The organism is Devosia sp. (assembly GCF_028290435.1).
Classification (GTDB): domain Bacteria; phylum Pseudomonadota; class Alphaproteobacteria; order Rhizobiales; family Devosiaceae; genus Devosia.
The window spans coordinates 40,109-50,332 of the sequence record NZ_JAQGJV010000063.1; the positions used below are offsets into that span (position 1 = coordinate 40,109).

A 10,224-nucleotide genomic window follows, 5' to 3' on the forward strand; every position below is an offset into this window, starting at 1 on the left:
CCCACCCACCGTGCCAAGCACTGAACGCTAGTACGAAAACTCCGAGAACCGCGTGCCCTTGCTGTCATAGACCAGCACACGGCCGATCAGGGGCTCGCCGATGCCGGTGATCAGCTTGATCGCCTCCATGGCCATCAGCGTGCCGATCACCCCTGTCAGTGGCCCCAGCACGCCATTGGCCTCGCAGGAGGGCAGGTCGTCGTCACCAGCCTCTTCGGGGTAGAGGTCGGTGAATTTTGGCGCCGGGCTGCCATCTGCACGATGCAGGTGCGGCGCGAAGATCGTCAATTGGCCGTCGAACATGCCGACCGCGCCGCTTACCAGCGGCCGGCCTAAGGCCTCGCAAGCGGCGGCCACGGCCCGGCGGGTTTCCAGATTGTCCGAGCCGTCCAACACCAGATCGTAGGCATCGACCAGCGTTTGGGCATTGCCCCGATCGATGCGCACGTCATGGGCAACCACGGCCACATGCGGATTGAGCGCGGCCGCAAAGGCCACGGCGCTCGCCGTCTTGGTCTGCCCGATGGTGTCGGTGCGATGCACGATCTGCCGCTGCAGGTTGGAGAGCGACACGCTGTCATTGTCGACGACGCCGAGCGTGCCAACGCCGGCGGCCGCCAGATAGGCGATTGCCGGACTGCCTAGCCCGCCCGCTCCGACCACCAGCACACGGGCGCGCTGCAGCGCCTGCTGCCCGCCGCCGCCCATGCCCTTGAGCACCAGATGGCGGGCATAGCGGCGATTTTCTTCCGGGCTGAAGGCCATCAGAATTTGAGCGGCACGGCAATGAAGCGCCGGTCGGCCCCTTCGAAGCCCAGCGAATAGACCGACACGATGGCCAGCGCACCCGGCCCGAGTTCGGGCGCGAATGCCGCCAGGTCGTCGAATGGCGTGATTACGCCATAGAGCCGATAGCCGAGCGGGCAGCCGCGGCTTTCAGGCACGCTCTTGTCGCGATAGACTTCATGAGTTTTTCCGCCCACCGTCAGGTTCAGCGCGAAACCGGTCTCCCCCGCCTCGGTTTCCCCAACGCAGCTAGCCATGCTCAACGTCGCGGCGACCCCCGACAACGTCAGCTCATAGCTCGCCTCGGCCGGCGCCATGCTGTAGCCCGGCTGGCCGAAGCGGAGCGCCTTGTCGTCGGTCCCCACGGCGCCATCGCCGTTGAGCGCGATGACGTCGACCGGCTCGCCGATGCCCAGGCCGTCGAGCGTCGGCCGCGCTTGGTCCAGTGCCTTGGCCCTGGCAGCCGCCAGAGTGCTGTTTTCGTCCTCCAGGCGCGCCCAAACCGGCGTGTCCTTGACCCATTGGTCGGCCTGCAGGTCCAGCACATAGATATTGGCATAGGCAAAACCGGAGCCGTCCTGGATGCCGAACTCTTCGAAGGCGAAATAGCGGGCGTCTTCTGAATAGCCGATAAACCCGATGCCCGCGCGGTCTCCCGCCCAGGCCGGCGCCACCAGGACAAAAAGCGCCAGAAGGCTAGCGGCCAGTCGAGCCATGGCCGCCCTCGCCGCGTTCGGTGCCGTCCAGCACTTCGGTTTCGATCAGTGCCACGGCGCTGACCGGCGCCACCACCATCTGGGCGATGCGCTCGCCCCGGCGCACCACGAATGGCACCGTGCCATGGTTGATCAGCAAAACCTTGACCTCGCCGCGATAGTCCGCATCCACCGTGCCGGGCGAATTGAGCACGGTAATGCCATGCTTGGCAGCCAATCCCGAGCGGGGCCGGATTTGCGCCTCATAGCCATGGGGCAGGGCGATGGCAAAGCCAGTGGGGACCATGGCATAGGCCCCCGGCGCGATCTCGATGGCCTCGTCCGGCGCCAAGGCCGCCGCCAGATCAAGCCCGGCCGCACCCGCCGTCTGCTGGCGGGGTAGAGGCAGGCCCTCCCCATGGGGCAACCAGCGCAGTGCAATATTGACCGTCATTGCACTCGCACCACCGCATAGAGTTCATCGGGCAAATCGGCCGTGCCATCGATCAGCCCGAGGAACGGGATCATCTGCTCGGCCGATTTTTTGTCCGCCGACAGCGTCATATTGGTGTCTGTCACTTCGAGCCCCGCAAAATGCAGCGTGATGGCGTGGTCTTTGAAGAAGGCCTCGATCATCTGCCTGGTTTCCTCGTCCATCTTGTCGTCGACGCCGATCTCGCTCTTCATGTCGGCGGTCGGCAGGGCGACGCGAACCAGCCCCGGTCCTGCCGGCGTGAAGGTGATGGTCTGCTTCTCATTGCCCATGCTCAGCGTGGCGAAGGGGCCTTCCTCGGTCAGCACGCAGGTGGCGCTGCCGTCCTTGTTCTCGGTCAGCTCGCCCTTGGAGCAGAATTCGTCCTCGGCCTGCGCCCCGGCTCCGGCCTGCGCCGCATTGGTCTTGACCATGGCGTAAAATTCGGGCGCCATGACCTGGGTCATGACGGCTTTGGCATTGGTCATACTGGTGACGGTGACGTCGACTTTGGCATCGATGCAGCCCGCCAGCCCCACGGCCAGCAGCAGAACGCCGGCCAGCCGGCCGGCCCAGTTCAAACCCATATCCCGTCTCCCCAGACACCGGCGCACCGGGCGGCAATCTATGAGGCAGGGGAGTGGGGGGCAAGGTGGTGACGATTGATTGAGACCTAGAGCCGCGTTACCCGCCAGATCATCACCGCCACAAGAATCAGCGCCAGCCAGCCCAGGGCGAGCAGCATCCAGCGCGGGAAGACTTCGCGATTGTGCTTTTCCGCATGGAAGTCGGCCAGCGCGAGCTCGGCCTGAGCGAGGATCACCGGCACTCGCCGCGCCGCATCGGCAAAGATCTTGAGACCATCCTTGAGATCGGCGAGCTTACCCGGCGGCCCCTCTTCGCGCCGCAGCCAGTCGCCCACCACGGGTTCGGCAATGGTCCAGATATCCAGCTCCGGATCGAGAGCTCTCGCCACGCCTTCCACCAGCACCATGGACTTTTGCAGCAGCACCAGTTCGGGCCGCGCCTGCATCTGGAACAGATCGGTGATGGTGAAGAGCTGGCCCAGCACCCGCGCCATCGAAATGTCCTGCGCGGTGCGGCCATGCAATGGCTCACCAATGGAACGGATGGCGAGGGAGAAGTCATCCACCGATTGCGCCGCCGGCACATAGCCGATGTCGAAATGGCGCTGCGCCACCATGCGGTAGTCGCGCGTGATGAAGCCGAAGAGGATATCGGCGAGGAACCGCCGCTCGGCCCGGTTGATACGGCCCATGATGCCGAAATCCACCGCCACTACCGCGCCCGTGCGCGGATCGGCGAACAGATTGCCCGGATGCATGTCGGCGTGGAAAAACCCGTCGCGGATGGCGTGCTTGAGGAAGCTTTGCAGCAGCGTTTTGGCCAGCGTCTTGCGGTCGAGGCCCGCCGCGTCCAGCGCCGCAGTGTCGCGAATCGGAATGCCATCCACCCAGGTAGTGGTCAGCACATTCTGCGCGGTGTGGTCCCAACTCACGCTCGGGATGACGAAACCCTCATCGTCCTTGATATTCTCGGCAAATTCGCTGATCGCCGCTGCTTCCAACCGCAGGTCCAGCTCCAGCCGGGCCGAGCGGTCCAGCGTCTCCACCACCTGGGTGGGCTTCAGCCGACGCGTCGAGCGTACCAGCCGTTCGGCCAGCCGCGCCCCGGCATAATAGCTCTCGATATCGGCCATGAAGCGCTGCGCCACGCCCGGCCGCAAAATCTTGACCGCCACGGTTTTTCGCGCGCCATCGGCCGGCACCAGTTTGGCCTGATGGACCTGCGCAATCGAGGCCGCCGCAATTGGCGCGGACAATTCGGTCAGCTCGCCCGCCTTGCTGCCCAGCGCTTCGAGCAATATGGCCGGCACCAGCGCCGCATCAAACGGCTCCATCTTGTCTTGTAGACCCGCCAGGTCCGCCGCCACTTCGGCGCCCACCACGTCGGGCCGCGTCGCCAGCGTTTGGCCGAACTTCACATAGGTCGGGCCAAGCCGGTTCAGCGCCCGGTTCAGGCGCTCGACGTGGCCCGTGCGCCGCACCGACGGCCGCTCGATCACCCGGCCCAGGCCAATGCCAAAGCGTAATGGCAACGGCAGATCGCGCGCCACGATGATCGACAGCGCACCCTCGCGCGCCAGCACATATCCGGCCCGGACCAGCCGGAAATAGGCGGAAATCAGCATGTGGCCTAAATCTTCCAGCCGGAAAACAGCGCCGCGATATTGCCGCTGAACGCCGTGTGTTTGGCGCGCTTAAACCCCGCCGTCGTCAGCATCCCGGTAAACGCCTCAGGCGCCGGGAACTTGCGGATCGATTCCACCAGGTACTGATAGGGCTGGGCGTCTCCAGTCACCAGCTTACCCATCGGCGGGATCACCCGGTCGGAGAACGCCTTGTAAAAACTGTCCAGCCCCGGCACATCGACCTGGGAAAATTCCAGCACCATGATCCGCCCGCCACGCTTGAGCACCCGATGCGCCTCGCCCAAAGCCTGCTGGATGCGCGGCACATTGCGAATGCCGAAGGCGATCGTATAGGCGTCAAAACTGTTATCGGCGAAGGGCAGCTCTTCGGCATTGGCCTCGACGAAGCTGGCCTGCGCCGGATAGCGCCAGCTCTTGGCGCGCTCCGCGCCCACCCGCAGCATGTCCGAATTGATGTCGCTGACGACCACTTCGGCATAACCCACCGAGGCATTGATGATGCGCTCGGCGATGTCGCCGGTGCCCCCGGCCATGTCGAGCACCCGATAGGGCCGCGAGCCCGACTTGGGGGGCGCCAGATCCGCCACCATGGCGTCTTTCCACACCCGGTGGATGCCAATACTCATCAAATCGTTCATCAGGTCGTAGCGGTCGGCCACGCCATGGAACACCGCGTTGACAAGGCCCTGCTTGTCCTCTAGCGCCACGGTCCGCTCGCCGAAATGGGTGGTCTGACTGCTCTGTGCCATGGCTCGCGCCTCGCCGTTTTGATTTGGCCGCACCATAGCGAAGCGTTATGCGGTTTGCCATGGCGCAAAGCCGCGCAGGTTCAGGGGGACTTTCTCATGCCGGAATTGCCCGAAGTCGAAACCGTCCGCCGGGGTCTTGAGCCCTGGCTAGAGGGCGCCACTATCGAGAAAGTCACACTGCACCGCGCCAATCTGCGCTTTCCGTTTCCCGACGGGTTGGCGGCAGAGCTGCAAGGCCAGACCATCACCGGCGTCGGCCGTCGCGCCAAATACTTGCTGATCGGCCTCTCCAACGGCAAGACCGTGCTCAGTCATCTCGGCATGACCGGCTCCTGGCGTTTTGCCGAGCACGGCATCGACAAGCCGCCGCGCTATTACGAGACCCAGCCGGTTCCCAAGCACGACCACATGGTTTGGGAACTGAGCCATCCCAAGCATGGGTCGTCGCACCTGATCTATGCCGATCCAAGGCGGTTCGGGTTCATCGATCTTTATGACGATATAGAAGACAGCCCTTATCTTCGGGGCCTTGGCCCCGAACCCCTGTCCAATGGCTTCAATGGGGAGGAGCTGACTGCGGCCTTCAAGGGCAAGAAGTCGCCGATCAAGTCGGCGCTGCTCGATCAGCGTGTGGTTGCCGGCCTGGGCAATATCTACGTCGCCGAGGCTCTGCATCGGGCGCACATCCTGCCCACCATTCACGCCGGCACCATGCTGACCGCCAAGGGCGCGCCCAAGCCGGCCATCGAAGACCTCGTCTCGGCCGTGCGGCAGGTGCTGATCGAAGCTATCGAGGTAGGCGGCTCGACCTTGCGGGATTTCCGCAATGCCGAGGGCGGCTCCGGCTATTTCCAGCACCGCTTTGCGGTTTATGACCGGGAGGGCGAACCCTGTCCCACGCCGCTATGCACGGGGACGGTGGCGCGCATCGTTCAGTCGGGCCGCTCGACGTTTTATTGCCCCGTGTGCCAGAAGAAGCCTTGAGATTGCCGGTCCATCAGTCAACGCCCTCCCCCTTCGCGAGGAGGGGTCAAGGCTGGGGGGATGTTTAGCCCCGATCCGGGACATCGTGGCTCCGAACACCCCCACCCAACCTTCCCCGTCGAGGGGGAGAAGCCGGTCCGGTGATTGCGGTCTCTCCGTGCCACCGCCCCCTGAATCCAGTTGACCTCTCCCCCCCTTTCCCCTATAGACCGCCCGAATGGCGGCTATTCACATGCCGCCGCTTTCATTTTCACCCCGGACGCACCTCGCCTCAAGGCGATTTCGGCCGGAGGAACGCGCCCAAGAGGACCAAGATGGCCAATACTCCTTCAGCCAAGAAGGCCACCCGCAAGATCGAAGCCCGCACCGCGGTCAACAAGTCGCGCCGCTCGCGCGTTCGCACCTTCATCCGCAAGGTTGAAGAGGCTATCGTTGCCGGTGACCACAAGCTGGCCATGGAGGCCCTGGCGGTCGCCGCTCCCGAGATCAACCGCGCCGCCACCAAGGGCATCGTTCATGCCAATCTGGCCGCCCGCAAGGTCAGCCGGCTGAACCACCGCGTCAAGGCTCTCAGCGCCTGATTGGCTGCTGTGCCAAGGGCGCAGGCCTGCGGGCCTGCTTCCCCTCAAAGGGCTCCGCAAGGGGCCCTTTTTATTTGCCCCGTCACGGGCAAGGTTTTTTCGTTGGCCGCTGTCATGTGACATCAGCGTGACACTGGTCCCGACTGGGGGTTTACCCGGAGGGTAACGGTGTTTGTCGTTATCGGCCAAGGGCTTAAGGACGAGTATGTCGCAGGCGTACAATGCGGCCCGGCAGCGCGTTAGGAGAAATTGGCGCTAACGGAAAATAAATTTCTTAACCCCATATGACGGCCGCCATGGGGAATATGTGTTGAGTCACAGAGCCTTGGTTTTGTGGGTTTTGGACTGAGGCCGGATGGATTTTGACAGACCTCAGAGTCAACCCCCCATTTCAAAGATTCACCAGTTGCAGCCCCAAAATCGAGCCTCTAAAGTGATCTGGTCAGCTTGAGAAAAGACGGCCTCAAGGCACGTTTTGCCAGAGCGGACAGGGTCGTTGTTTGGGGTTTTTTCATAGGGTCGGCAGGGCAGCAATGTCCCGCCAATTGTGCCGATGACGGTTGGAATGACTGCATTATTGTGCCGTCTGGCCAAGCCCGGTCGGACGCGTATCAAGTAACCGCTGGCCGGGTCAGGCCAGGTTCAAGTGATAGTGCAATACAGCGAACGGTGGCCAAAACCGCCGATGGAATTTTGCGACCCTGTCTCTGGGGACGGGCGAAGCTATGGGCAGGCGGCCAGAAGGCTGCCGGTGATCAATTGACAGCGTCGCGGTTTTGCGGACCGCCGACCGAGCAATAACGAGGCACAGCACGATGCGACTACAGACCAGCGCTGGAGGCGAGGATTGGAACCGATCCGCTCCCCTCTCCACCACACCGGCAATAAAAGGCGATGCGTCTGCGATGACCAGTTCCGATGATCTGAGCGAAGCCCAGCGTGACCTCTGGAACCGCGTGCGCGCTCGGCTGAAGGCCTCGGTCGGCGAGGATGTGTTCACCTCCTGGTTCGCCCGGCTGGACCTCGAAGAGATCGTCGACGATCTTGCCCATCTGTCCGCCCCCACGCGCTTCCTGTGCTCCTGGGTGCAGTCCAATTATGCCGACCGGATTCTGGAAGCCTTCCGCCAGGATTCCGAGACCATTGCCCATCTGCAGATCACGCTGCGCGTCAACGGCCAGGCCCGCCCGCGCCTGACTCCCCAACCCGCCGAGGCTCCGCAAGCCGATGCGCCCGCAACCGCTGCTGCGCCCCTAGCGCCGGCCATGCCACGCCTGATCCGCGACAATACCGCGCAAAAAGGCGACGCCCTGTCCGGCAGCGCCATCGACCAGCGCATGACCTTTGAAACCTTCGTGCCCGGCGGCCCCAATGAAATGGCGCTCGGCGTCGCCAAGCAGATCGCCGCCGCCGCCGCCAACAACACCGTGACCTTCAATCCGGTCTATATTCATTCCACCGTGGGCCTGGGCAAAAGCCATCTGCTCAACGCCATCGCCCATGCGGTGCAGTCCGCCGATGCGACCAAAAACATCGTCTACCTGACCGCCGACCATTTCATGTACCATTTCATCACCGCCGTGCAGCGCCAGTCGGCGCTCGGCTTCAAGGAATGGCTGCGCCGGGTCGATCTGCTGCTGATCGACGATATGCAGTTCCTGCAGGGCAAGTCCGCCACCGAATTCGGCCATACGCTGGGAACGCTGCTGACCGGCGCCAAGCAGGTCGTGGTGGCTGGCGATGCGCCGCCGCGCGACCTTGAAATGCTCGACGAACGGGTGCGCTCGCGCCTGTCGGGTGGGCTGGTCGTGCCGATTTCCACCTTCGATATCGACCTGCGCCGCGCCATCGTGCAGCGCCGGGCCGATCAGGCCACCGCCCGCTTCGGCATGCATTTTCCGGTACCGGTGATCGATTATGTGTCCCGCGTCGTGGTCAGCCATGGCCGCGATCTCGATGGCGCCGTCAATCGCCTCGTCGCCGCCAACCAGTTGACCGGCGAGCTGATCACGGTCCCGCTGGCCGAGAAGACGCTGGGCGACCTGATCCGCAGCCACGAGGCGCGCCGCGTCCGCATCGAGGATATCCTCAAGATCGTCTCGCGCCACTACAAGGTGCCGCGCAACGAACTGCTCTCCGCCCGCCGCTCGCGCGACGTCGTGCGTCCGCGCCAGATCGCCATGTTTCTCGCCAAGGCGCTGACCTCGCGCTCTCTCCCCGAAATCGGCCGCCGCTTCGGCGGACGCGATCACACTACGGTGCTGCACAGCGTTCGCAAGGTTGAGCAGATGATCAAGGACGACATCGAGCTGGCGCAGGAAATCGAGTTGTTGAAGCGCATGCTGGAGGAATAGGGGCGGACTTATCGCGCCGAGTTTGCTCTGCGATTCCCCTCACCCGGCCTCCGCTTCGCTCGGCTTGCCCTGCCGGGCCTTGCTCGCTGAAATCGCTCCACTGGAGCGATTTCCGGGCGCTCATAAGTCTCCCCGACGGGGAGAGGAATGTTGAGAGCGCAACGATCTTTCTATTCTTCTCCCCGTCGGGGAGAAGGTGGCGCGCAGCGCCGGATGAGGGGGATTGTCGAGGCGTCAGATGGCCTGTCGGCCGCCACTTACTTCCCCGGCAAATCCCGCTTCATAAACTCCGCAAACTTTTCCTTCCACGCCGGATGCCAGCGCGATAGCGCGGGGCGGTTCTCGATGATGTCCATCGCGTTCCAGAAAATCCGTTTGTGGTCGGTCTCGTTCGGCGTCTCCTCGTCGGGGCAGAGGATGAAAAATTCCTCCCGCGCGATCGCCGCTTCCATATAGCCCACCACCTGCTCGGGCAGCCATGCGCCCGGCCGATGCTCGGCCTCGCCCGTCGTGGTCCAGCCGGGGATCAGTAGATGGGCCGAAACCCCGCTGCCTTCGCGTTCCCGCAAGTCCCGCGCCAGGTTCTGCGTATAGGCATTCACCGCCGCCTTGGACGTATTGTAAGCCGGATTGCCCGGTGGATTGGTCAGCCCCTGCTTGGAGCCGGTATTGACGATGACGCTGGGCCGGCCGGCCTTGAGCATGCCCGGCAAAAACGCCTGCACGCCATTGACCGGCCCCAGCACATTGATCGCAAACGTGCGCTGCCAGTTCTCGATTGGATCGAGAATCCCGCCCGCGCCGCCGGCAACGAAGAATGCCGCATTGTTCATCAGGAATGTCGGCGCGCCCCACCACGCCTCGACACTGTGCGCCAGCGCCACCATGGCGGCCGGATCGGCCACGTCGACCACCTCGGCGCGAACGTTCTGTCTCCCCACGACCCCGCCCAGCTCGGTCGCCGTTGCCGCCAGCTTGGCTTCGTTGATATCCACCAGCACGATTTTCATGCCAACCTGCGCCGCCCGTCGACCTGCGGCCCGGCCGATCCCGCTGGCGGCCCCGGTGATAACGGCGACGCCGCCTGCTGTAAAACTTTCCGACATGGTATTCTCCGGTTCCTGGCTGGTTTGCTGCACTCTAGCCAAAACCGCGGCGCAATGCAGCGCCGGTGGTCGGGTCTTTGCGCCCTGCGGTCAAATGCCTGTCGGCAAAATGGCTCCCGCCCTTGCGTTTCCGACTGCAAATTGTAAAGGTCTGCCCCCGGCTCGCCGGGTGTTTCCTGTCCGTTTCGGGCAGTCTCGTGTGCAAGGATTTAGGGTTATGAAGGTCACGCTCGAACGCAATCATCTGCTCAAGTCGCTGAGCCA

General features: G+C 63.7%; 11 protein-coding genes. 3 read left to right on the top strand and 8 right to left on the bottom strand.

Features of this window, described 5'->3' with window-relative positions:
* Nucleotides 1–27: 27 nt before the first annotated feature.
* The 6 genes from moeB to ubiE all read right to left on the bottom strand — a co-directional run bounded on the left by moeB (nt 28) and on the right by ubiE (nt 4,935).
* Entirely contained in the window at nt 28–765 is a 738-nt protein-coding gene (moeB, locus tag JWP26_RS14230; protein WP_299728850.1) for a molybdopterin-synthase adenylyltransferase MoeB, read from the bottom strand.
* Nucleotides 765–1,502 (bottom strand): DUF2259 domain-containing protein, encoded by a 738-nt coding sequence (locus tag JWP26_RS14235; protein ID WP_299728853.1) that lies wholly within the window; start codon nt 1,500–1,502, stop codon nt 765–767. The genes moeB and JWP26_RS14235 overlap by 1 nt, the downstream gene beginning before the upstream one ends.
* Nucleotides 1,483–1,935, bottom strand: a complete 453-nt coding sequence (gene dut / locus JWP26_RS14240; RefSeq protein WP_299728856.1) for a dUTP diphosphatase — start codon at nt 1,933–1,935, stop codon at nt 1,483–1,485. The genes JWP26_RS14235 and dut overlap by 20 nt, the downstream gene beginning before the upstream one ends.
* Complete coding sequence (locus tag JWP26_RS14245; protein WP_299728858.1) at nt 1,932–2,540, bottom strand: hypothetical protein; 609 nt, start codon at nt 2,538–2,540, stop codon at nt 1,932–1,934. Before JWP26_RS14245 ends, dut begins: the two co-directional genes overlap by 4 nt.
* 86 nt (nt 2,541–2,626) lie before the next feature.
* The gene (gene ubiB, locus JWP26_RS14250) at nt 2,627–4,165 is read right to left on the bottom strand and encodes a 2-polyprenylphenol 6-hydroxylase (protein WP_299728860.1); all 1,539 of its coding nucleotides are present in this window, start codon (nt 4,163–4,165) and stop codon (nt 2,627–2,629) included.
* A gap of 5 nt (nt 4,166–4,170) precedes the next feature.
* Nucleotides 4,171–4,935 (bottom strand): bifunctional demethylmenaquinone methyltransferase/2-methoxy-6-polyprenyl-1,4-benzoquinol methylase UbiE, encoded by a 765-nt coding sequence (gene ubiE / locus JWP26_RS14255; protein WP_299728862.1) that lies wholly within the window; start codon nt 4,933–4,935, stop codon nt 4,171–4,173.
* A 96-nt stretch (nt 4,936–5,031) separates the two neighbouring features.
* Here ubiE and mutM point away from each other — a divergent pair, with 96 nt between their 5' ends.
* The 3 genes from mutM (at nt 5,032) to dnaA (ending at nt 8,854) form a co-directional block, all read left to right on the top strand.
* A complete protein-coding gene (gene mutM / locus JWP26_RS14260) occupies nt 5,032–5,919 on the top strand; it encodes a bifunctional DNA-formamidopyrimidine glycosylase/DNA-(apurinic or apyrimidinic site) lyase (RefSeq protein WP_299728865.1) in 888 nt (295 codons plus the stop codon).
* 314 nt (nt 5,920–6,233) lie between these two features.
* Nucleotides 6,234–6,500, top strand: a complete 267-nt coding sequence (gene rpsT, locus JWP26_RS14265; RefSeq protein WP_299728868.1) for a 30S ribosomal protein S20 — start codon at nt 6,234–6,236, stop codon at nt 6,498–6,500.
* A gap of 905 nt (nt 6,501–7,405) precedes the next feature.
* The gene (gene dnaA / locus JWP26_RS14270; RefSeq protein ID WP_299728871.1) at nt 7,406–8,854 is read left to right on the top strand and encodes a chromosomal replication initiator protein DnaA; all 1,449 of its coding nucleotides are present in this window, start codon (nt 7,406–7,408) and stop codon (nt 8,852–8,854) included.
* Nucleotides 8,855–9,111: 257 nt separating this feature from the next.
* Here dnaA and JWP26_RS14275 read toward each other — a convergent pair whose 3' ends face one another.
* Both JWP26_RS14275 and JWP26_RS14280 read right to left on the bottom strand, forming a co-directional pair.
* A complete protein-coding gene (locus JWP26_RS14275; RefSeq protein WP_299728874.1) occupies nt 9,112–9,960 on the bottom strand; it encodes an SDR family oxidoreductase in 849 nt (282 codons plus the stop codon).
* A 34-nt stretch (nt 9,961–9,994) separates the two neighbouring features.
* Nucleotides 9,995–10,224: hypothetical protein (locus JWP26_RS14280; RefSeq protein ID WP_299728877.1), on the bottom strand; the 230-nt coding region annotated here is incomplete at its 5' end.